The organism is Mycolicibacterium sp. HS_4_1, from assembly GCF_054515875.1.
The window spans coordinates 244,399-266,759 of record NZ_CM137261.1 but is presented as its reverse complement, the minus strand read 5'-3'; the positions used below and the strand labels follow the sequence as shown (position 1 = coordinate 266,759).

Sequence of the window (22,361 nt, the reverse complement as noted above, 5' to 3'; positions counted from 1 at the left end):
CTGCGTAGGCGCACGCTCAACAACCGCGTTCCAGCGGTGGACATTTGAGGGGCGCCTGCCGCGCCCGCACGCCCAGCCCTGGCCGCCAGAGCCGGTTCCATTGCCGCTCGACTCTGGCGATGATGCCGTTCCGGGTATGGCCCGCCGCAACCCGGACATTGGTCCAGCCGAGCCGCTCCACGTCGTCGCCACGCGAAATGTCGTATCCGAGCGACTCGGCATGTTGCGCCCCTTCGTATTCGACGGCCAACATCAGCTCCTCCCAGCCCATATCGAGGTAGTACTGCACGATGCCATCACGGTCGAGTACAGGAATCTGAGTCTGTGGCTTGGGAAAACCCGCATGGCGCAGCATCAACCGCACCCAGGTTTCTTTGGGTGACTGGCTGCCGGGATCAAGCAGGTCCAGCGCCCACTCGAGTTGCCTCAGCCCCCGGACATGCGGGTGGCGTTCAGCCAAGGCGAGCACGTCATCAGCCTTGAAACCAGTGGCCCGAGCGAGGGAGTCAAGGCGAGCAACAGCGGAACCAATGAGTCCTCGGCGGCCAAGGTCAAAGGCCGTGCGCTCCACACTGGTGACAGGCAAGCCGTCGAAGCGCGTCACCTCGTCGTCGTGCACGGTGTCCCTGCGGGTGATCACGCCCTTGGGTGCGCGAATCTTGTTGCTGATCAACTCGATCGGAGCATCGGCAGCCACCCATCGTGCACCGTGCAGAGCCGACGCGGCTGCACCCGCAATCACTCCGTCACGGCCCGACCATAACCACGCCGCTGTACTGCGCTGCTGCAGTAACAAGACAGTTCGCTTATCCACATAGACGTTCGGCAGGATCATCCGGTAGTAGCGACTCAGCTCGTGCCGGCTCACGATCCCGGCCGTGAGCGCTTCACGGCCGATAAATAGCTCGCTCATAGCCGCAGCTTCTCCGTTGGCGGAGACAGCCAGGACTCACAACCCGCCCTACGGCCCGGCCCTGTGGATGGATCCAGAACTGTGGATAGTTCATCGTGCACCCGCGCAGAACTCTTGTTGGTAGCTGTCTGCCCACACGCACACTCAACACGCCAGCAGGCGGGTCAGCCGGGCTCAGCCGACGACGCCGCCGAAGAGATGACCGACCAGATAAGTGGCGCCCAGGGCGAGGGCGCCGCCTATCACGTTGCGTGCCACAGCCTTTCCGGCGGATGCGCCGCCGAGCCGGGCCGACACCACCCCGGTGATGGCCAGCGCCAGAAGCACCGCGAACATGGTCACCGGAACCCGGTAGTCCATCGGGGGCAACAGTATCGCCACCAACGGCAACAACGCCCCGACCGTGAACGCCACCGCGGACGAGAAGGCGGCCACCCACGGGTTCGACAATTCCCCTGGGGTGATACCCAATTCGACGACCGCGTGCGCCGCGAACGCGTTGTGATCGGTGAGCTCCTCGGCAGCCGTGCGCGCCGTCGACGGCGACAGGCCCCTGCCTTCCAGCAGGCTGGCCAGTTCATCAAGTTCGGCGGCCGGGTCCTCTTTGAGCTCACGACGTTCCTTGGCCAGCAGGGCCCGTTCGGTGTCGCGCTGGGAGCTCACCGACACGTACTCGCCCAAGGCCATCGACACCGCACCGGCCACCAGTCCGGCCAGGCCGGCCGTGAAGATCGGCCCGCGCTCCGTCGTCGCCGCTGCGACACCGACCACGATGCCCGCGGTCGACACAATGCCGTCGTTGGCGCCGAGCACGCCGGCGCGCAACCAGTTCAGTTTCGACGCAACCGAACCTTGATGAGGCTCAGCAGCGTGCGACGAGATCGCCATTCCTGCAACGCTATCCGGGCGCGCGACGATCCGCCAGCCAATGAAGCCTTGCCAAACCTGGTCAGGATTCCAGTTTTTTGAGCACCGCACGGGTGCGGGCCCGGCCTTCGGCGGACGGATCGAACGTCACGCCGACGTATTCGTCGACGCCGGCGGCTTCGATCTCGGCGAGCCGATCACGCACCGTCTGCTCGTCGCCGATGATCGCGACATCCTCCGGCCCGGCGTAGCCCTCCCGGTCGAGCATCGCACGGTACGACGGCAGGTGCCCGTAAATCGCGAACTGCTCGGCGGCCTGCTTGCGGGCACCGTCGACGTCGTCGGTCACCGAGACCGGAATGGCCGCCACCACCCGGACGGCGGCGGCCCGGCCGGCGTCGGCGGCGGCCTGTCGCAGTGCCGGACTGACATGGCCCGCAAGGGTTTTCGGCCCAGTCATCCAGGTCACCGTGCCGGAGGAACGCCGGCCGGCGATCTGCAGCAGCTTCGGCCCGAGCGCGGCGATGTACACGGGCGGGGTCGGGGCACCAGGGATCATCAGCGCACCGCGGGTGGTCACCGTCTCGCCGCTGGCGTCGGCCTTCTCGCCGTTCAGCAGCGGCAGCAGGCCGTCCAGGTATTCGCCCAGCCGGCGCACCGGCTTGTCCCACGGGATGCCCCACATGCCCTCGGTGACGGCCTGGTGCGTCATCCCCAGCCCGAGCAGCAGGCGTCCGCCCGACATCTGGCTGATGGTCAGTGCCCGCTGCGCCAGCAGCATCGGGTGCTGATTCTGGATGGGCAGCACGCCGGTGCCGGCCTCGATACCGTCGACTTCCCGCAGCCCGACCGTCAGCACCGTGAGAAGGTCTGGCTCGTAAGGCATCTGGGCGAACCAGGCCCGACGGAAACCCTCCTCACGCAGCTGCGCGAGGTACGCGACGGTGTCATCGACGGGAGATTTGAAACCACTCAACGAACCGAAAATGCTGATCTGCACGGGATGCTCCTTGAGGCCGGATTACGTCACCTGTTTGTATCGAACCATGACTTCCCAGCAAGGAGCGAAGGCGGACCGCGCATGAGTACCGATACCCAGGAGACTGCCCGGCTGCAATATTTCGGACCCAACTGGTTCGCGTCGGTAATGGGCACCGGCATTGTCGCCACGGCGGCCGCGTCGCTGCCCGTGCACCTGCCGGGGCTGCGGGGCTTCGCCGAGGGTGTGTGGGTGATCGCCACCGCCCTGCTGGTGTTGCTGATCGTCGCGGTCTCGGTCCAGTGGGTGCGCCACCCCAAGGTGGCCCGCGGCCAGGTCCGCAACCCGCAGATGACGCACTTCTACGGCGCGGCGCCCATGGCACTGCTCACCATCGGGACCGGCGCCCTGCTGGTCGGGCAGGACCTGATCGGCGCGCGCTTCGCCGTCGACATCGATTGGGTGCTGTGGACCGCGGGCACCATCGGCGGCCTGTTCACCGCGATGACCATCCCGTTCCTGATGTTCACGCAGCTGGAAGTCGGGCCGGACGCCGCGTTCGGCGGCTGGCTGATGCCCGTCGTGCCCCCGATGGTGTCGGCGGCCTCGGGGGCCCTGCTCGTGCAGCATCTGGAACCCGGCACCGCCCGCGCGACGATGTTCTACGGCTGCTTCGCGATGTTCGGGCTGTCGCTGGTCGCGGCACTCATCATCATCACGATGATCTGGAGCCGGCTGGCGCACTACGGCACCTCGGGGTCGGCTCGCGTGCCGACGTTGTGGATCGTGCTGGGCCCGCTGGGCCAGGGCATCACCGCGGCCGGCCTGTTGGGGACGGCGGCGGCCTCGGCGGTCAGCCCCGACCTGGCGGCGGGCATGAACATCTTCGCGGTGCTGTTCGGCGTCCCGGTGTGGGGCTTCGCGGTGCTGTGGATCAGCCTGGCCAGCGCGCTGACGGTGCGGACCATGCGGCGCGGCATGCCGTTCGCGCTGACGTGGTGGAGCCTGACGTTCCCCGTCGGCACCTTCGTCACCGGTACATCGCAGCTCGCCGCGCATACCGGCCTGCCCGCGTTCCGGGTCGCCGCAGTGCTGGCGTACGTCTTCCTGCTGAGTACCTGGGCGCTGGTCGCGGTACGGACTTTGCGTGGCAGTGTCGGAGGCAGCCTGTTCACCCCACCACCTGCTCCGGCCGCCATCCGCAAGGACCCGAAATGATCGACACTGCTCGGGTGTACGACCCGGTTGATCCAGCCCAGCCGCCCCGGGTGATGGTGGACCGATTGTGGCCCAGAGGAATTCACAAGGACGACCCGCGGGTCGGCACCTGGATGCCGCACGTGGCGCCGTCGACCGAACTGCGCAAGTGGTACCACGCGCATCCGGACCGGTACGACGACTTCGCGGCCCGCTACCGGGAGGAACTGGAGGGTTCGGACGAGTTGGCGAAGCTCCGGGCGATGGGCCCCGTCACCCTGACCACCGCGGCCAAGGACGTCGCACACAGCGAGGTGCCGGTGTTGGCGGAAGTCCTGCAGCAGCACTGAGTGTCAGCGCGAGGCCTCCGGTCGCGGGGCCGTCGCGAAGTCGACGAGCACGGCGCGGGCCTGCAGATCGGCACGGCCCAGACCGAGTTCCAACAGCGCACACTCGACCGTCGCCCCGATCCACAGCCGTGCCGCGACTGCCGGCGCCGGCCAGCCGAGTGCGACGAAGTCCGTAGTCAGCAGCGTCACCGTCGCTTCATTGCGCCGGGCGATCTCGTCTTGGATCGGAACCAGCGCACGGGCCTCGAGGATGAGGGCACGCACCCCACGCTGGTTCAGGCAGGCGTCCAGATAAGTGGTCGATATCGCCGCCAGCCGCGCGCGCCCCGACGGCAGACCCGCGACGGCCTGCTGGACATCGGCGAGTATCCGATCGTGAAACCGCCGGTGCAGCTGCACCAAATACGCCGTGCGGTCACCGAAATGGTGAAAGAACGTCCCCTTGGCCACGCCGGCCGCTGCGGTGATGGCGTTGACGCTCAGACTGTCCAACCCCGTCGTCTCAGCCAGGGCGAAGCCGGTGTCCAAGAGCAGGTCACGGGTTCGTTCTTTTGCTGCCGCCCGCGATATTCCGGTCGTCATGACATCCTGTTCGTCTATATTGACCGACTGGTCAGCCATAATGTTACGTGTTTCCGCACGAATTGGCGGCATTCACATATTTCATTGACCGACCGGTCGATCAATTATTATCATCGGGTCATGCCCACAGTCGAGACCCGAGCCGGAACGCTCGCCTATCGGGACCACGGTGACGGCCCGGTCCTCATCCTGTTGCACGCCACATTGCACAGCCACCACGACTTCGATGCCATCGCTCCCGCGCTGGCACGGGACCACCGCGTCATCGCCGTGGACTGGCCCGGCTGCGGAGACTCGCCGCCGCCCGCTGACCCGGCCAATCTGAGTGCGCCGCTATTCGCCGATGCTCTAGAAGACCTGGTGGACTACCTCGACGCACCGAAGGTGGTATTGATCGGCAACTCAGTGGGTGGCTTCGCGGCCGCGCGACTGGCAATCACCCGGCCGCACCAAGTCGCCGGGCTGGTGTTGGTGCAGACCGGCGGTTTCATGCCGATGAATGCCGCGGTGCGGCTGTTCTGCCGGACAATGGGCACGCCGACCGCGTTCAAGATGCTCGCACCGCTGTTCACCCACGCTTACATGAAGCCACGGACCGCACTCGACCACGAGATCGTCAATCACACCCGGGCACTCGTGGGCACGGCCGCGGGACAGCTGCACGGAGCGGCGATGTGGCGCAGTTTCGCCGGCCGAGATCACGACCTGCGGTCGCGTGGAAAACAAATAACCACACCCACGCTGATCATCTGGGGCCGTCGCGACGTCGCCATCCCGCAGGCCGCCGGTCGCACGGCCAACGCCGCGATCCCCGGCTCCGAATTCGTCGTGCTGAACACGGGCCATGTGTCCTTCTCGTCCGCACCCGACGAGTTCCTGGCCGTGGCACAACCGTTCCTTGCCGCGATCCGCGAACGCATCGCCTGACGGCACATCGCCCCGAACACGAAAGTGCCCCGTGCCTCCGTCAGGTCGGGGGTCAGACGGAAACACGAGGCACTTGGGGTATCGCTGCGGCTTCGCAGGGCGTTACACGTCCCGCGAAAGTGGTTGAAATGGCCGCAAAACCGCTGGTTCGGCGGCCATTTCCCGCACGTTCGAGGTGTCAGGCCTCCAAGATCGCGGTGACGCCCTGCCCACCTGCGGCGCAGATGGAGATCAGGCCGCGCACCGGCTTGCCCGTCTCTTTCTTCTTCTCGGCGAGCTGCTTGGCCAGCTGAGCCACAATGCGGCCGCCGGTCGCGGCGAACGGGTGACCCGCGGCCAGCGACGAGCCGTTGACGTTGAGCTTCGACCGGTCGATGGAACCGAGCGGGGCATCCAGGCCGAGGCGGCCCTTGCAGTACTCGGGCGACTCCCAGGCCGCGAGCGTGGCCAGCACCACGGAGGCGAAGGCCTCGTGGATCTCGTAGAAGTCGAAGTCCTGCAGCGTCAGGCCGTTGCGCGCCAGCAGTCGCGGCACCGCGTAAGTCGGGGCCATGAGCAGGCCGTCGGGGCCGTTGACGTAGTCGACGGCGGCGGTCTCGGAGTCGACGAAGTAGGCCAGCACCGGGATGCCCCGCTCAGCAGCCCACTCATCGGTGGACAGCAGCGCCACCGACGCGCCGTCGGTCAGCGGCGTTGAGTTGCCGGCGGTCATGGTGGCGTCACCCAGCTTCACCCCGAAAACGGGACGCAGCTTCGCCAACTTTTCCACGGACGAGTCGGCGCGCAGGTTGTTGTCGCGGTACAGGCCAAGGAAAGGGCTGACCAGGTCATCGAAGAAGCCGCGGTCGAAGGCAGCGGCCATGTTCTGGTGACTGGCAGCGGCCAGGGCGTCCTGGTCGGTGCGCTTGACGCCCATCTCCTTGGCGGTCTGGGCGGCGTGCTCGCCCATCGACAGGCCGGTGCGGGCCTCGCTGTTGACCGGGATCTCGACGCCGACGGCGGCCGGCAGCTTGCCGACGAGCTTGAGCCGGTCGACGTTCGACTTGGCACGGCGCAGGCTCAGCAGCACGCGGCGCAGGTCGTTGCCGAGGGCGATGGGCGCGTCCGAGGCGGTGTCCACACCACCGGCCGCGGCCACCTGGTAACGGCCGGCAGCGATGCCGTCAGCAGCCGCGATGGCCGACTGCAGACCGGTGCCGCAGGCCTGCTGCAGGTCGAACGCCGGCGTGTACGGCGACAGCGAGGTACCCAGCACACACTCGCGCATGAGATTGAAATCACGGCTGTGCTTGAGGACGGCGCCACCGATCACCATGTCGAGCTTCTCGCCCTTGAGGTTGAAGCGATCGATCAGGCCGTCCAAGGTCGCGGTGAACATGTCCTGGTTGGAGGCGTTGGCGTACGCACCGTCCGATCGTGCGAAGGGAATGCGGTTACCACCCAGGACGGCCACGCGACGGCGGCTGTTGGTCTCGGCCACGGTATTTCTCCAGTTCGTTGACGTTCGATGACTGAGGCAAGATGTTGCTTGACGCCTATATTACCCACCGTTCTTACTCTGGAGTAAGTTCGTCTCTGACAAGACGGTTCCGTCTATACGACACACGTCCGCAGAAAGGTCCGCAATGGCTGACGTCCTCTCCCAAGTTCTGACCTCCGGCCCAGGTTCGTTCCTGGCCAAGCAGCTCGGCGTACCGCAGCCCCAGCCGCTGCGCCGCTACAAGGCCGGCGAGCCGGCACTGAACGGCCCGCTGCTGATCGGCGGCGCAGGCCGCGTCGCCGAGCCGCTGCGCGCCGCCCTGGCCGACGACTACGACCTGGTGGGCAACAACGTCGGCGGCCGCTGGGCCGACTCGTTCGGTGGCCTGCTGTTCGACGCCACCGGCATCACCAAGCCCGAGCAGCTCAAGGAGCTGCACAAGTTCTTCACCCCGGTACTGCGCAACCTGGCGGCGAACAGCCGCGTCGTCGTCGTCGGCACCACGCCCGACGAGACCGACAGCCTCGACGAGCGCATCGCGCAGCGCGCCCTCGAAGGCTTCACCCGGTCGCTCGGCAAGGAGCTGCAGCGCGGCGCCACCATCGGCCTGGTCTACCTGTCGGCGGGCGCCTCGCCGGCGGCCTCGGGCATCGAGTCGACCGTCCGCTTCCTGCTGTCGGGCAAGTCGGCGTACGTCGACGGCCAGGTGTTCCACGTCGGCGCCGCCGACTCCGTCGCCCCGGCCGACTGGGACAAGCCGCTGGCCGGCAAGGTCGCCCTGGTGACCGGCGCCGCCCGCGGCATCGGCGCCGAGATCGCCCGGGTGTTCGCGCGTGACGGCGCTGCCGTCGTCGCCATCGACGTCCCGCAGGCCGCGGACGCGCTCGCCGAGACCGCCGCGGCGGTCGGTGGCACCGCGCTGGCGCTGGACGTGACGGCCGACGACGCCGTCGACCAGATTGTCGCCCACTTGACCGAACACCACGGCGGTAGGGCCGACGTCCTGGTCAACAACGCCGGCATCACGCGCGACAAGCTGCTCGCCAACATGGACGACGCCCGCTGGGACTCTGTCATCGCCGTGAACCTCCTTGCGCCGCAACGCCTTGCGCAGGGCCTGGTGGAGAACGGCACCATCGGTGAGGGTGGCCGGATCGTCGGCCTGTCGTCGATGGCCGGTATCGCCGGTAACCGCGGCCAGACCAACTACGCCGCCACCAAGGCCGGCATGATCGGTATGACCGACGCATTCGCCCCGGTGTTCGGCGAGAAGGGCGTCACCATCAACGCCGTCGCGCCGGGCTTCATCGAGACCAAGATGACCGACGCCATCCCGCTGGCCACCCGCGAGGTGGGCCGTCGCCTCAACTCGCTGTTCCAGGGCGGCCTGCCGGTCGACGTGGCCGAGCTGATCGCCTACTTCGCCAGCCCCGCCTCGAATGCCGTCACCGGCAACACGATTCGGGTCTGCGGCCAGGCCCTGCTGGGGGCGTGAGATGAGCCAGCCAAACGGTCTTGTGAACATGGCACGGGCGGTGGCGGGTGCGCTGCCGTTCGTGTCGCGGGGCTCGACCCTGCCGGCCCGCACCGTCACGGTGTCGGGCCTGACCATCGACCCGAAAAACGTCGCCGAGTACGCCGCGGTGACTGGGCTGCGGTTCGGCGACACCGTGCCGCTGACCTACCCGTTCGCGCTGACGTTCCCGACCATGATGTCGTTGGTCACCGGATTCGATTTCCCTTTCGCCGCAATGGGTTCGGTGCACATCGAGAACCACATCACCCAGCACCGGCCTATCAAGGTCACCGACGAACTGGACGTCGCGGTGCACGCGGAGAATCTGCGCGAGCACCGCAAGGGGCTGCTGGTCGACATCATCACCGACGTCAAGGTCGGCAATGATCTGGTGTGGAGCCAGGTCACCACCTTCCTGCATCAGCAGCGGACCAGCCTGTCGGGTGAGCCGAAGCCGGAACCGGTCAAGCAGCCCAAGCTGCCGCCGCCCAACGCGGTCATCAGCATCAGCCCCGGCCAGATTCGGCACTACGCCGACGTCGGCGGCGACCACAACCCGATCCACACCAGCTCCATCGGCGCCAAGCTGTTCGGCTTCCCGACCGCGATCGCACACGGGATGTTCTGCGCCGCAGCAGTGCTGGCCAACATCGAGGGCCAGCTGCCGGATGCCGTTCGGTATTCCGTCAAGTTCGGTAAGCCCGTGCTGTTGCCGGCCAAGGTCGGGCTGTACGTCGACCCGATCGATGGGGGCTGGGAGCTGGCGCTGCGCAACCTGTCAAAGGGTTACCCGCACCTGACCGCGACGGTCACCGAGCTGTAGCTCGACGCGCGGAAGTGAGGCCCAGGCGGGTAGAACGCCCGGGCGTGTCGGCTCTCCTATGGCACTTGCGATTTGGAGCCGTCAACTTTCCTTGACGGGGCAAGGAAAGTTGACGGCTCCGGCCGAAGCATGTTGACAGACAGATCCCAAGTTCGCTTCCAGCGCGGCCAGGCGGTGCCACCCGTCGGCAATATCAGGCCCCGGAAACTAGGGCCGGAGGAGCTGGATCGCCGGGCGGCCGGCGCCGGCGCCGTCGGGAATGACGTGTGCTGCGACGCCATAGACTGATGAAATCAATTCAGCGGTAAGAACTTCAGCGGGCGTGCCCGCCGCGATCAGGCAACCCTCATCGAGCACGACCAGCCGGTCGCAGAACAGCGCCGCGAGCGTGAGGTCATGCAGTGTCACCACTGCCGTCACCGGCAGCGCGCGGATGAGTGCCAGCAGTTCGAACTGGTGGCGGATGTCGAGATGATTGGTGGGTTCGTCGAGGAGCAGTTCGCGGGGCTCCTGAGCGAGCGCCCGGGCGATCTGCACCCGCTGCTGCTCGCCGCCGGACAGCGTCCGCCAGTCCCGGTCGCGCATGGCCGTCGTCTCGGTCTGTTCCAGAGCACGATCGACCGCGCGATTGTCGGCCTGCGTGTCGCCGGACCACATGCCGCGGTGCGGAATTCGTCCCAGCCGCACGATCTGTTCGACGGTCAGGTCCAGCTCGGTGCTCACCTGCTGCTCGACCACCGCGATGCGTTGCGCGACGGCCCGGCGCCGATGGTCGGTGAGCGGACGGTCGCTGAGCAGGACCGCACCACCATCGGGGTGCCGTAGACCGGCGAGTAATCGCAGCAGTGACGACTTGCCGGCGCCGTTGGGCCCGAGCAGTCCCAGCGTCTCGCCGTCGGCCACTACCAGCGACACCCCGTCGATGACGAGCCGGCCGCCGGCCGACCAGCTGACAGACTCGGCAGCGATCGGGCGCGTCATCGAAACCGCCTGCGCCGAACCAGAATCCATATGAAGATCGGGACACCGACGAGTGCGGTCACCACGCCGACCGGCAATTCCTGCGGCGCGAACACCGTGCGGGCAGCGGCGTCGACCCAGACCAAGAAGATGGCGCCGGTGGTCGCGGTGACGGGCAGCAGCCGACGATGAGACGGCCCCACGATCATCCGCGCCGCATGTGGCAACACCAGCCCGACGAAGCCGATGGCGCCGGCGGCACTCACCAGCACGGCCGTCAGGAGCGCCGTGGTCGCCAACAACACAGCCCGGACCCGTCGCACCGAGACACCCAACGAGGCGGCTGCGTCACGACCGAAAGCGAACGCATCCAAGGCATCTGAATGCAGCCAGCAGATCGCCAGACAGACCGCACAGATGACGCCGCACAGCGCCACCTGGGACCAGCCGGCCCCGGCCAGGGAGCCGAGCAACCAGAACAGCACGCCGCGGGTCTGTTGAGCGTCGGCCGACGAGAACACCACCAACGCCGTGGCCGCCGAAAACAGCTGGGTACCAGCGACTCCCGCCAGCAGCATCCGGTCCTGCCCACCGCCGGAGACGGCGGCCAGCGCCAGGACCAGAACGAACGCGATCACCGCACCGACGAACGCACCGCCCGACAGCGTCAGCGCACCACCGATACCCGCCACCACGACCAGTACCGCTCCCGTGGACGCACCGGAGGAGATGCCCAGCATGAACGGGTCGGCCAGCGGGTTGCGCATCAGCGACTGCAGTATCGCCCCGCAGATACCCAGGCCCGCACCACAGATCGCCGCCAACAGCGCTCGTGGCAGTCGCAGTTCCCACACGATGCCGTCGTCGATCGGCGGGATGTTCGCGGGACGGTCCCAAACATGCTGCGCGACCACGGCATACACGTCGCCGAACCCTAGTTCGGCAGGTCCGATGGTCATGGCCGCCGCGATGGACAGCGCCAGAACCGCGAGGCCGAGCGTCACCATCGCGCCGGCGCGCACGGCCGTCAGGACTTTCCACCCAGCCCGAACGCGCGCAGACCGGTTGCGACGGTCTCGACGGCGTCGACGTTGCGCAGTGACGGGTCCATCGCACTGGCCGGCAGCACGATCCACCGCCGCTCCCGCACGGCCCTCAACTTGCTTGCCGCCGGGTCGGTTTCGAGGAATTTGATCTTGGCGTCGACACTGTCACCGTCCTTGCCGCGAGTCAGGTCGGCGAGAACCAGCACGTCGGGATCGCGTTGCAGAATGGCCTCCCAGGAAATCTCGGGCCATAGTTGCCGGTTGTCGGCGAACGCGTTGCGCGCCCCGACAGCCGTGGTGATGATTCCGGGGGCACCACAGCAGCCGGCGATGTACGGAGTTCTGGTACCTGCGTACCACCACATCAAAGAGACGTTTTCCGCTTTGAGGCCGTTGGTCGCGGACGCCATCCGGGCCCGCAAAGTCGCCACCAGCTTTTCGCCGCGTTCAGGAACGTCGAAAACCTTGGCAATGTCGCTGATTTCGGCGTACGTGTCGTTGAGTGTCAACGCACGCTGCTGCGCCGCGTCCTGCCCACCGCACTCGCTGGAAGATTGGTACGTCGGCACCCCGAGGCGCTCGAACCGATCCCGCGGGGCGACACCCTGGTCGGTGAACGACCAGTCGAACGTCGCGTAGACGAAGTCGGGCTTCTCCTTGAGCACCCGCTCGAATGACGGGAAATCCCGGCTCAGCACAGGCACTTTGGCGTTGTCGGCGGCCAGGTCGGGCCGGACGTCGTCGCTCCAGGACGCGGTCCCGGCCATGCGGTCGGCGAACCCGAGCGCCAGGAGCAGCTCGGACGCCGGCTGGTTGATCGACACCGCGCGCTGCGGTGGCGCTTTCACCGTCACTGTGCGTCCGCAGTTCTGGAGGGTGACGGGATAGCCGGCTGTTGCGGCGTTGACGGTTCCAGTCGCCCGCGGTCCGCCACAAGAGCAGACCAGCGAAACAACCAGGGAGACAAGCACAATGGTGCGTCCATACACGGCGTCGCCTTCCGATCCGGGACTCTGCTCGCGGAGTCCATCCGTGGAGGGTCCTCGCGCCGCCAGGCCGCGAGAGCCCGAGCCAGCAGGTCTTCGGACTCGGGATCATTCAGCCGGAGCGCCTTCCCAGCCCACGTGGGGCCAGTGGCCGTTGCTCCGCCTGTCCCCCTTACCGCTGCGCGTCAGTTCCGGGTTCGCATCGGATTCCCTGACCCAACCGCGTTGGGTTCGACTGGCTCGAATCGGACCATACCAGCGCCGTGAGGCCACCACAGCTGCTGAGCAGTCCGCCGCAAGCGGGTACCTCGTTGACCCCGCAGTTACGGCGGCACGGTTCGAGTGCCCGACGCCGCCGGCACAGAGCCGGCAGGCGTCGGCGATTCTGCGATCAGGACGCATTGGTCCAAGTGGCACTTGCGATGTGAAGCCGTCACCAGGTGTTGACATTGTCAGTCCGAGCTGACAGCTCCCAACGAAGCTTGCCAAGAGAAACCGGTACTCACGTTGCAGATGTGACCAACCGCCTCATGCCCGCCGGACTCGGGCACCGCCCGCGCTGGGGAGGCCGGCGGGACTAGGACTCGGCGCGCTTGCCCTTCAGACCGCGCCAGAACAGGTTGATCATCAGCTCGGTGGCGTCGTTAACGTCGGTGTCACCGGCGCTCACTCGCGATGCGATGGCCTCACCCGCGCCCACCAGCGCCACGGCCATCATCTCGAAGTCGCTGTCCGGCTCCGGGTTTCGCGTGCCGGTACTGAGCAGCCGGGCTACCAGGTCGATGATCTTCTCGCGGCCCTCACGCACCGTGTGGGCGAACGCCTGCGAGCTGGTGGCCTGGGTGTACAGCACAATCCAGGACGCCCGGTTGCGGTCGATGTACGTCATGAACGACAGCACCGCGTTACGCAGCAGGTCGCGCGGACTCTGGGCGAAGTTGATGTCCGCCCGGACGGTGTCGACGAAGCGGGTCAGCTCCCGATCCAGGCACGCGGCGAACAGCTCTTCCTTCGAGCCGTAATAGAGGTACAGCATCGGCTTGGAAATCTCGGCCTGCGCGGCGATCGCATCCATCGAGGTCTCGTGATAGCCGTTCACCGAGAACATCTGCACGGCGGCGTCGAGCATCTGCTGTTCGCGGACGGCCCGCGGCAGCCGCTTGGTTCCACCTGCCATCAGATCAGGGTATTCAACGAGCAGCTCACTTCACGCATTTCGCGCCCGGCCCTTTCATGGCCGCCACCCGCAGCACCGAGTTGTCGATCTGCGCCTGGTCCAGCTGCCCGGCCTGCGCGGCCGCCTCCAGCTTGTCCAGCACGTCCGGGATGCCGTCAGTGGTGATCCACAGGGCCACATCCGCACCGGCCTGCAGCGCCTTGAGCGCTGCGTCGGCAACGCTGTAGTGGGCGCTGATGGCCGCCATACCCGTCAGGTCGTCGGTGAACACCACGCCGTCGAACGGCGGGCCGCCGTACTGGCCGCTGCGCAGCAGGTCGTAGGCCGGCTTGCTGAGGCTGGCCGGATCATCGCCGAGTGTCAGGCCCGGCACCTGCAGGTGCCCGACCATCACGCCGACAGGCTGTTGCGTCGTCAACGTCCGGTACGGCACCAGGTCGTTGTCCTTCAGCGCCTCCAGCGGCGGGGTCTTCACGCCCCCGGTGTGCGAGTCGCCCGAACCGTGCCCGTGACCGGGGAAGTGCTTGAGCACCGGGACCAGCCCCGCCTCGCGCAGGCCCGCGGCGTACGCACCGGCGTACTCGGCCACCTTCTGCGGGTCCGAGCCGAAGGAACGGTCGCCGATCACCTCGTCGTCAGCTTCTTCGGTGACGTCGGCGTCGGGCGCGAAGTCGACGGTGATGCCGAACTTGTCCTTCATCTGCTGCCCGCGGTCCTTGGCGATGGCCTCGACTTCGGCCGGCGTCTTGGTCGTCGCCAGCACACGCGCCGACTCCTGCGGCCCGATCAGCTTCTTCAGCCGGGACACCCGGCCACCCTCTTCGTCGATGCTGACCGCCAGCGGCAGCGCGCCCGATGCGGCCTGCAGCGCAGGAACGGTTCCGTCGGACAGCATGGACAGGTCCGTCCAGCTCCCGATGAAGATGCCGCCGACCTGCTGCTGCGTCACCGCGGCACGGGCATCGGCGGCGTCCTTGACGCCCACCATGAGCAGCTGGGCCAGCTTCTGCCGCAGCGTGAGGGTGCTGAGCAGGGCGTGCGGATCGCACGGCGGGGCGGTCGGCGCGGGGGCGTCCATGGGCTTGCTGGACGCGGCTGTGCTCTTGGCCGGGCCGGACGTGCTGGACGCAGCAGGACGGTCGGACGACGAGGAGCAACCCGCCACCAATCCGGACACCAGTGCCAGTACGCCGAGGGTTCGGTGCAGGGACATGGGATTCGAGCCTAGCCGGGCGACGACGGGGCCTTGGTCCCGCGATGACCTGGCAGCCGGCTGGCGAACACGGAAGCAGGCAGGTCGTCATGCTAGTTTGGGCGCCATGGACCGCTTCCTCGTGCCCGCCGGAGCCAGCATCGTGGTCGGTCTGTTGCTCGGCGCCGCAGCGGTCTTCGGCACCACGCTGATGCTGGAGCAGAACACCAAGCCGACGCTGCAATCGGGCGATCCAGCGTCATCGGTGCTCAACCGGGTCGAATACGGCAACCGCAGCTGATCCCGCAGCGCCGCTCTCCCGGCGCTGTCTATGGGTCGTCAGCGCGGCCGCACTGGTCCTGACGTTCGCCCAGTCACCGGGCCGGGTCTCGCCCGACACCAAACTCGATCTCACCGCCAACCCCGCGCGCTTCCTGGCGCGGGCGGCCAACCTGTGGAGCAGCGACCTGCCCTTCGGGCAGTCGCAGAACCAGGCCTACGGCTACCTCTTCCCGCACGGCGCGTTCTTCCTCGCCGGTGACGTCATCGGCCTGCCCGGCTGGGTGACCCAGCGCCTCTGGTGGGCGTTGCTGCTGGTCGTCGGGTTCTGGGGGGTCGTCAGAGTCGCCGAGGCCCTCGGCATCGGCAGCCGGTCCTCGCGCGTCCTCGCCGCGGTGGCATTCGCCCTGTCGCCGCGCGCGCTGACGACGCTGGGCGCGATCTCCTCCGAGACGCTGCCCATGATGCTGGCGCCGTGGGTGCTGCTGCCGGTCATCCTGGCGTTGCGCGGGGACCCGAGAATCCGGCAGCTGGCCGCGCGCTCGGCCGTCGCCGTCGCGCTGATGGGCGCCGTCAACGCCGTCGCCACGTTGACGGGCTGCCTCGCCGCGATCATCTGGTGGGCCGCACACCGGCCCAACCGGCGCTGGTGGCGCTTCACGGCGTGGTGGTTCGGCTGCACGCTGCTCGCCATCTTGTGGTGGGCGGTGGCGCTGGTGTTGCTCGGCCGGATCAGCCCGCCGTTCCTGGACTTCATCGAATCGTCGGGTGTCACGACCCAATGGCTGTCGCTGACCGAGGTGCTGCGCGGCACCTACGGCTGGACGGCGTTCGTCGCGACCAACGCCACGGCCGGTTCGTCACTGGTCACCGGCTCGGTGGCGGTGCTCGCCACGACCCTGGTGGCGGCGGGCGGCATCGCCGGTCTGGCCATGCGCAGCATGCCGGCCCGCGGCCGGCTCACCGCGATGCTGCTGCTCGGCCTCCTACTGCTGGCGGTCGCGTACTCGGGTGGCCTGGGCTCCCCCATCGCGCACCAGGTGCAGACCTTCCTCGATGCCGGCGGTACCCCGCTGCGCAATGTGCACAAGCTCGAACCCGTGTTGCGGCTGCCGCTGGCGCTGGGCCTGGCCCACGTGCTGGGCCGGATTCCGCTGCCCGGCACAGCGCCGCGCCGGGAATGGATCAACGCCTTCGCCCACCTCGAGCGGGACAAGCGGATGGCCGTGGCGGTGGTGCTGCTGACCGCGCTGGTCGCCGGGACATCACTGGCGTGGACGGGCCGCCTGGCCGCGCCGGGTGCCTATAGCGCCATTCCGCAGTACTGGCACCAGACCGCGAACTGGCTCGATGAACACAACGCCGAGACGCCGGGCCGGGTGCTGGTCGCGCCGGGGGCGCCGTTCGCCAACCAGGTCTGGGGCAACACGCACGACGAGCCGCTGCAGGTCCTGGAGCACGGCGCCTGGGGTGTGCGCGACTCGATTCCGCTGACCCCGCCCGAAACCATCCGCGCCCTGGACTCCGTACAGCGCCTGTTCGCCACCGGGCGGCCGTCCGCCGGGTTGGCCGATACCCTTGCCCGCCAGGGCATCTCATTCGTCGTGGTGCGCAACGACCTGGACCCCGACAACTCGCGCTCGGCCCGGCCGCTGCTGGTGCACCGGGCTATCGAGGGGTCCGCCGGCCTGACGAAGGTCGCCCAGTTCGGCGACTCAGTCGGCCCCGGCATGCTGGACGGCTTCGTCTCCGACAGTGGCCTGCGGCCGCGCTACCCGGCGATCGAGATCTACCGGGTGACGGGCGCCACCCCGACCCAGCCCTACCTGGCCGACGCCGACACCATGCCCCGCATCGACGGTGGACCTGAATCCCTGCTGCGAATCGACGAGCGCCGGCGCCTGATGGGGCGAAAGCCCCTGGGCCCCATGGTTTTGACGTCGGACGCACAGCAGGCCGGACTGCCGGTGCCCGAGGTCACCGTCACCGACACCCCGCTGGCGCGCGAGACCGATTACGGGCGCGTCGACGACCATTCGTCGGCGGTGCGTGCCCCCGACGATCCGCGGCGCACCTTCAACCGGGTCATGGACTACCCCAGCCCGGGCGCCGCTCCCGCGTACGGCGAGTGGCCGGGCGGACGGATCACCACCTCGAGTTCGTCGTCCGATTCGACCGCGCTGCCCAACGTGGCGACGGCGGCCGGGCCGGCCGCCGCGATCGACGGAGACTCCTCGACCAGCTGGGTGTCCAGCTCACTGCAAACCGCTGTGGGGCAATGGCTTCAGGTCGACTTCGACCATCCGGTGACCAACGCGACCATCACCCTGACGCCCAGTGCCACCGCTGTCGGAGCGCAGGTGCGCCGCATCGAGGTGGCAACAGCCAACGGCACCAGCACAATTCGCTTCGACCAGCCCGGCAAGCCGCTGACGGCGGCGCTGCCCTACGGCGAGACCTCATGGGTCCGGTTCACCGCGACCGGCACCGACGACGGCTCCCCCGGCGTGCAGTTCGGCATCACCGACTTCTCCGTGACGCAGTACGACGCGTCCGGCTTCGCCCATGCGGTGAGCCTGCGGCACACCGTCGACGTGCCCGGCCCGCCGGCGGGATCTGCTGTCGCGCAATGGGATCTGGGCAACGACCAGCTGGGCCGGCCCGGCTGCGCCGAGGGACCGAACGGAGTGCGGTGCGCTGCCACCATGGCCCAGTCGCCCGAAGAACCCGTCAACATGAGCCGCACCCTCACCGTGCCGACGCCCATGGCCGTCGTGCCGACGGTGTGGGTGCAGGCCCGGCAGGGCCCGCACCTGGCCGACCTGGTGAGCCAGCCGGGCACCACCCGCGCGTCCGGGGACGCGGACGTCATCGACGTCGCGGGCTCGGCCTACGCCGCCACCGACGGCGACCCGCGCACTGCCTGGGTGGCGCCGCAGGGCATCGTGCAATTCCGTGACGGCGCCAACCTGACCGTGCACCTGCCGGCCCCGACGACCGTCAGCGCCGTGCGGCTCGTCCCCAGTGCCTCCGAACTGCCGGCGCATCCGACGGTCGTCGCCGTCGACCTGGGCACCGGACCGCAGGTGCGACGGATCGGCGACGGGCCGCAAACCCTGCAGCTGACGCCCACTAAGACCGACACCATCAAACTGTCGATCCTCGACTGGCACGACCTGATCGACCGCACCGCACTGGGATTCGACCAGGTGAAGCCGCCCGGCTTGGCCGAGGTCACGGCCCTCGACGACCACGGCGCACCGATCGCGCCCGCCGATGCCGCCGCCAACCGGCGCCGCGCCATCACGCTGCCCTGCGGCCGCGGTCCGATCGTCGCGATCGCCGGCCAGTTCCTGCAGACCTCGGTACACACCACCGTCGGCGCGCTGCTGGACGGCGAACCGATCGCGGCCCAGCCCTGCCAGTCCGCACCGCTGCAGCTGCCGGCCGGAAAACAGGAACTTCTCATCAACCCGGGGGCGTACTTCACCGCCGTCGGCGTCCGCCTGACCGGCCCGCTGGCGGCCCACATCCACAGCGCCCCAATGACTCCCGCGCAGCTGAAGACATGGACGTCTGATCACCGCGAGGTGGACGTGACCCCATCGCCCGTACAGCGGGTGCTCGTGGTCCCCGAAAGCGTCAACCCCGGCTGGACCGCCCACACCGCGGGCGGCGCCGTGCTCACCCCGGTGACCATCAACGGCTGGCAACAGGGCTGGGTGCTGCCGGCCGGCACCGCGGGCATCGTCACGCTGACGTTCGCGCTGAACACCCCCTACCGGATCGGGCTGTTCGGCGGGCTTGCGCTGCTGCCACTCCTGGCGCTGTTGGCGCTGGTGCCGATGCGGCGCCCCGTCGATGACGAGCCGACGGGCACCTGGCAGCCGCGTCCGGCGATCATCGGTGCGGCCCTCATCGGCTTCGGGTTCCTGGTGGCCGGGTGGGCGGGCCTGGCGACCATGGCGGCAGCCATCGGCATCCGGTACCTGCTGGCGTCGCGGGCGCGGTGGCTCGACGGGTGGACCGTCGTCGCCTCGGCGGGCGGCCTGATCGGCGCGGGCGCGATGCTCAGCGCCTACCCCTGGCGATCAGTGGACGGCTATGTCGGCCATTCGCCGTGGGTACAGTTCCTGGCGCTCATCTCGGTGGCCGCGCTGGCGGCATCGCTGTGGGACGCACCGAAGCGGTCCTCCGACTAGAGCCGATGGGCGATCTGGAAGACGTTCCCGAACGGATCGCGCACCATGGCTCGCCGGTCACCGTACGGCGTGTCCATCGGCGGCTCCATGGCGGTGGCGCCCGCGGCCAGAGCACGTTGGTAAACCCGGTCGGCGTCGTCCACATAGATATAGAGGAAGGCCGGGAAGACGCCCCGGTCCAGCGGCGAGCTGACCATGACCAGCGAGTCGCCGATGCGGACTTCGGCGGGCCGGTCCGGCAACACCTCGCCGACAGCGCCGAAGACCGCGCGCAGAAACTCGACGGCGCGCTGCGGGTCGCTCACGAACATCCGCGGCGTCACCGAGTGATAGCCCGGCGGAGTACTCACGTTGTCTCCTATCCGACGGCAGCCGGCTGCGGAACGTCGGTGATCGAGCTGTCCCGCGGCGACGGAGCGTGCCGCGACTCCCAGCGGCGCAGCAGCTCGCGGCAGGGCGATTCGATCAGCCCATAGCTGACGGCCGCGATCGCGAACCCGAAAATCCAGGTCAGGATCAGCACGATCGGCATGTGCCCGTTGAACGGAAACTCGCCGATCACCGGGAACACCATGGCCAGCGCCGCGAGGTGCCAGATGAACAGGCCGTAGGACCAGCGGCCCAGCGTCACCATTGCAGTACTGCCGAGAATGCGGTGCGGCGTTCCGGGTGCGTCCAACACGAGCGGCGCCAGCAGTGCCCCGGCAACCACGGCGCCCATCGCCGTCTTGACCACGACCTGGCTGACGGTGCCCGGCGCGAGCCCGATGTTGCCGGCCAGCGGCGTTGCCGCGATGACGAACGCCACCCCGGCGATGGCCGCCATGACCCACCGGCGGCGGGCAAGCTGATGCATGCGCCCGACGGGCATGACCGTCAGCTCGGCCAGCAGCATGCCGGCGGCGAACCACGAGAACAGCGCCGGCAGCCAGTTCATCTGGTTGACGCCGAACGGCAGATGCCACGGCAGCGCCGGCCACGCGAAGCTCGCCACCGCCAGCACCGCGATGGCGGGCACGCGCCAGTTCACCGGCAACCGGCGGGCCAGCAGCGCCAGCAGCGGCAACACCAGATAGAAGCTGACCTCGACGGCCAGGCTCCACATCTGGGTCAGGCCTGCCGTCAGCGTCAGCGGTACGTAGACCTGGGTGAGCGTGAGGTTGGCGAGCCACACCGTGAGATCGGCGTGGGCGTCGGGCAGCAGCGCCAGGATGACCACGACGGCCACCAGATAACCCGGCATGATCCGGACGATGCGCGAGCGCAGGTAGTGACCCGTCGGCGGCCGGTGGCGCAGACCCCGCGCGGCGGCCGCGTGACCGCGCCACAACAGGAAGCCCGACAGCGCGAAGAAGACGGCGACCGCCAGGTCGAAACGGGTGAACAGCCGCCCGTACCAGCCACTGCTGTTGGCCGTCTGGAACGCCACGTGGGTGAAGACGACGCCCATGGCAGCGCAGGCCCGCATGCCCTCGACAGCGGGCAGGAAACTGCGGGTGCCGCTCATCTGAGCGGGGTCCGCGGTGTCGTGTCCTGGATCGCCCACGACCCCAGTGTGCCGGGTGCCCGGTGTCGGGAGCGAATCTCACTGCCGCCCGCACCCGACTCTGAGGGTCAGCCTTAGGGCGGGCTGTTAGGGTCAGTCGGGTTGCCGTGTGGCTTGAGCAGACAAAGTAAGGAGCACGGGTTGAACCGCGCTGTGGGGTTGCGAATCGCGGCATGCGTCTTGATGGGGCTCGGCGCTGCCCTGCTGATTGCTGCCTTGCTGTTGACTACTTATACCTCGGGCAAGATCGCCAAAATCCCGCTCGACATCGACACCACGCTGGTCAGCAACGGCACCGGTACCGCACTGGACCCGGCGTCGCTGCTGGGCGAGAAGTTCGTCGTCAACAAGAACGTCCCGGTGGTGTTGCAGCGGCAACTGAGCGTCGAGAACCCGGCCAACGCCGACGTCGTGACGCTCCAGGTCGGCAACACCGTGCGCCGCACCGACAAGCAGCAGGACAACGGCCTGCTGCTGGCACTCGTCGACACCGTGACGCTCAACCGCACCACCGCCGCCGCGGTGAAGGGGGCGGCCGGGTCGGTGCAGAAGCCGCGGACCATCGAGGACCAGAACCCGCCGACCAACATCGCGCTGCCCCACACCGGGCTGAGCTACCGCTTCCCGTTCAGCACGGAGAAGAAGACCTACCCGGTGTTCGATCCGATCGCGCAGAAGGCGTACGACGCCAACTACGAGGGCGAAGAAGACGTCAACGGCCTCTCGGTCTACAAGTTCAGCCAGAACGTCGGCTTCGACGCCGACGGCAAGCTGGTCGATCCGATCAAGTTCTCGTCGCTGTACGACAAAAACGAAGACGGTTCGGTGACCGCCCGCGCCGAGCTGTGGGGCGTGCAGGCCGCCGACCCCACCGAGCCCGTCACCATGCAGCGCTACTACGCCGCAGCGCGGACCTTCTGGGTGGACCCGGTCTCGGGCACCATCGTCAAGGAGAAGGACCGCGGGTTCCACTACTACTCGCGCGATGCCCTCAAGCCTGAGGTGACGTTCGCCGACTTCACCGTCACCTCCAACGAGCAGACGGTCGAGTCGCAGGTCGCCGCGGCCCACGACGAGCGCGACAAGCTGGCCCTGTGGGACCGCATCCTGCCCATCACCTTCGGTGGCCTGGGACTGGTCTTCCTGGTCGGCGGCGTGCTGCTCGCCGGGTACAGCCTGCGTTCGCAGGCCGCCCTGATCGATCCCGGCCTGGACGCTGCCGGGCACGGCTTCTTCGGCCGGCGCGATACCGATTCCGGCCCGATGCCCGCCGCCGAGGCCATGACCGAGAAGCTGCCCACCCAGCGGCCGACCGATGTGCCACCGGACCGGATCTGAT

20 protein-coding genes and 1 riboswitch are annotated in these 22,361 nt (G+C 68.2%); of the genes, 8 read left to right on the top strand and 12 right to left on the bottom strand.

What is annotated here, in order from left to right:
• Nucleotides 1-16 precede the first annotated feature (16 nt).
• From ACX12F_RS01190 to ACX12F_RS01180, 3 genes are all read right to left on the bottom strand, one after another.
• Nucleotides 17-913, bottom strand: coding sequence for a DUF559 domain-containing protein (locus ACX12F_RS01190; protein ID WP_459367901.1), 897 nt, complete (start codon nucleotides 911-913; stop codon nucleotides 17-19).
• A 174-nt stretch (nucleotides 914-1,087) separates the two neighbouring features.
• Nucleotides 1,088-1,801 carry a VIT1/CCC1 transporter family protein gene (locus ACX12F_RS01185; RefSeq protein ID WP_459367900.1) on the bottom strand — a complete coding sequence of 238 codons (714 nt, stop codon included), beginning with the start codon at nucleotides 1,799-1,801 and terminating at the stop codon, nucleotides 1,088-1,090.
• 61 nt (nucleotides 1,802-1,862) lie between these two features.
• A complete protein-coding gene (locus ACX12F_RS01180) occupies nucleotides 1,863-2,780 on the bottom strand; it encodes a TIGR03564 family F420-dependent LLM class oxidoreductase (RefSeq protein WP_459367899.1) in 918 nt (305 codons plus the stop codon).
• An 81-nt stretch (nucleotides 2,781-2,861) separates the two neighbouring features.
• On the opposite strand from ACX12F_RS01180, the gene ACX12F_RS01175 reads away from it, so the two are divergent.
• Both ACX12F_RS01175 and ACX12F_RS01170 read left to right on the top strand, forming a co-directional pair.
• Nucleotides 2,862-3,977: a TDT family transporter gene (locus ACX12F_RS01175; protein WP_459367898.1), complete on the top strand. Its 1,116-nt coding sequence runs from the start codon at nucleotides 2,862-2,864 to the stop codon at nucleotides 3,975-3,977.
• A complete protein-coding gene (locus ACX12F_RS01170) occupies nucleotides 3,974-4,306 on the top strand; it encodes a DUF488 domain-containing protein (RefSeq protein WP_459367897.1) in 333 nt (110 codons plus the stop codon). The genes ACX12F_RS01175 and ACX12F_RS01170 overlap by 4 nt, the downstream gene beginning before the upstream one ends.
• 3 nt (nucleotides 4,307-4,309) lie before the next feature.
• On the opposite strand, the gene ACX12F_RS01165 is transcribed toward ACX12F_RS01170, so the two are convergent.
• Entirely contained in the window at nucleotides 4,310-4,888 is a 579-nt protein-coding gene (locus ACX12F_RS01165) for a TetR/AcrR family transcriptional regulator (protein ID WP_459367896.1), read from the bottom strand.
• A gap of 120 nt (nucleotides 4,889-5,008) precedes the next feature.
• On the opposite strand from ACX12F_RS01165, the gene ACX12F_RS01160 reads away from it, so the two are divergent.
• Nucleotides 5,009-5,815: an alpha/beta fold hydrolase gene (locus ACX12F_RS01160; RefSeq protein WP_459367895.1), complete on the top strand. Its 807-nt coding sequence runs from the start codon at nucleotides 5,009-5,011 to the stop codon at nucleotides 5,813-5,815.
• A gap of 178 nt (nucleotides 5,816-5,993) precedes the next feature.
• On the opposite strand, the gene ACX12F_RS01155 is transcribed toward ACX12F_RS01160, so the two are convergent.
• Complete coding sequence (locus ACX12F_RS01155; protein WP_459367894.1) at nucleotides 5,994-7,295, bottom strand: acetyl-CoA C-acetyltransferase; 1,302 nt, start codon at nucleotides 7,293-7,295, stop codon at nucleotides 5,994-5,996.
• A gap of 145 nt (nucleotides 7,296-7,440) precedes the next feature.
• On the opposite strand from ACX12F_RS01155, the gene ACX12F_RS01150 reads away from it, so the two are divergent.
• Both ACX12F_RS01150 and ACX12F_RS01145 read left to right on the top strand, forming a co-directional pair.
• Nucleotides 7,441-8,790: a 3-oxoacyl-ACP reductase gene (locus tag ACX12F_RS01150; protein ID WP_459367893.1), complete on the top strand. Its 1,350-nt coding sequence runs from the start codon at nucleotides 7,441-7,443 to the stop codon at nucleotides 8,788-8,790.
• Nucleotide 8,791: 1 nt separating this feature from the next.
• Nucleotides 8,792-9,634 (top strand): MaoC/PaaZ C-terminal domain-containing protein, encoded by an 843-nt coding sequence (locus tag ACX12F_RS01145; protein ID WP_459367892.1) that lies wholly within the window; start codon nucleotides 8,792-8,794, stop codon nucleotides 9,632-9,634.
• Between the two features lie 207 nt (nucleotides 9,635-9,841).
• Here ACX12F_RS01145 and ACX12F_RS01140 read toward each other — a convergent pair whose 3' ends face one another.
• From ACX12F_RS01140 to ACX12F_RS01120, 5 genes are all read right to left on the bottom strand, one after another.
• Nucleotides 9,842-10,615 carry an ABC transporter ATP-binding protein gene (locus ACX12F_RS01140; protein ID WP_459367891.1) on the bottom strand — a complete coding sequence of 258 codons (774 nt, stop codon included), beginning with the start codon at nucleotides 10,613-10,615 and terminating at the stop codon, nucleotides 9,842-9,844.
• The gene (locus ACX12F_RS01135; protein WP_459370204.1) at nucleotides 10,612-11,601 is read right to left on the bottom strand and encodes a FecCD family ABC transporter permease; all 990 of its coding nucleotides are present in this window, start codon (nucleotides 11,599-11,601) and stop codon (nucleotides 10,612-10,614) included. The genes ACX12F_RS01140 and ACX12F_RS01135 overlap by 4 nt, the downstream gene beginning before the upstream one ends.
• A 20-nt stretch (nucleotides 11,602-11,621) precedes the next feature.
• Complete coding sequence (locus ACX12F_RS01130; RefSeq protein ID WP_459367890.1) at nucleotides 11,622-12,629, bottom strand: ABC transporter substrate-binding protein; 1,008 nt, start codon at nucleotides 12,627-12,629, stop codon at nucleotides 11,622-11,624.
• A 67-nt stretch (nucleotides 12,630-12,696) separates the two neighbouring features.
• A riboswitch (cobalamin riboswitch) is annotated at nucleotides 12,697-12,881 on the bottom strand.
• 322 nt (nucleotides 12,882-13,203) lie between these two features.
• Nucleotides 13,204-13,803: a TetR/AcrR family transcriptional regulator gene (locus tag ACX12F_RS01125; RefSeq protein WP_073697390.1), complete on the bottom strand. Its 600-nt coding sequence runs from the start codon at nucleotides 13,801-13,803 to the stop codon at nucleotides 13,204-13,206.
• Between the two features lie 25 nt (nucleotides 13,804-13,828).
• Nucleotides 13,829-15,016, bottom strand: coding sequence for a glycoside hydrolase family 3 N-terminal domain-containing protein (locus tag ACX12F_RS01120; RefSeq protein WP_459367889.1), 1,188 nt, complete (start codon nucleotides 15,014-15,016; stop codon nucleotides 13,829-13,831).
• Between the two features lie 106 nt (nucleotides 15,017-15,122).
• Here ACX12F_RS01120 and ACX12F_RS01115 point away from each other — a divergent pair, with 106 nt between their 5' ends.
• Nucleotides 15,123-15,296 (top strand): DUF2613 domain-containing protein, encoded by a 174-nt coding sequence (locus tag ACX12F_RS01115; protein ID WP_138228177.1) that lies wholly within the window; start codon nucleotides 15,123-15,125, stop codon nucleotides 15,294-15,296.
• The gene (locus ACX12F_RS01110; RefSeq protein WP_459370578.1) at nucleotides 15,247-19,476 is read left to right on the top strand and encodes an alpha-(1->3)-arabinofuranosyltransferase; all 4,230 of its coding nucleotides are present in this window, start codon (nucleotides 15,247-15,249) and stop codon (nucleotides 19,474-19,476) included. Before ACX12F_RS01115 ends, ACX12F_RS01110 begins: the two co-directional genes overlap by 50 nt.
• Here ACX12F_RS01110 and ACX12F_RS01105 read toward each other — a convergent pair.
• The gene (locus tag ACX12F_RS01105) at nucleotides 19,473-19,826 is read right to left on the bottom strand and encodes a VOC family protein (RefSeq protein WP_459367888.1); all 354 of its coding nucleotides are present in this window, start codon (nucleotides 19,824-19,826) and stop codon (nucleotides 19,473-19,475) included. The genes ACX12F_RS01110 and ACX12F_RS01105 overlap by 4 nt on opposite strands.
• 8 nt (nucleotides 19,827-19,834) lie before the next feature.
• Nucleotides 19,835-20,983: an acyltransferase family protein gene (locus ACX12F_RS01100; RefSeq protein WP_459370577.1), complete on the bottom strand. Its 1,149-nt coding sequence runs from the start codon at nucleotides 20,981-20,983 to the stop codon at nucleotides 19,835-19,837.
• 180 nt (nucleotides 20,984-21,163) lie between these two features.
• Here ACX12F_RS01100 and ACX12F_RS01095 point away from each other — a divergent pair, with 180 nt between their 5' ends.
• The gene (locus tag ACX12F_RS01095) at nucleotides 21,164-22,360 is read left to right on the top strand and encodes a cell envelope lipid trafficking protein PgfA (protein WP_459367887.1); all 1,197 of its coding nucleotides are present in this window, start codon (nucleotides 21,164-21,166) and stop codon (nucleotides 22,358-22,360) included.
• Nucleotide 22,361: the final 1 nt, after the last annotated feature.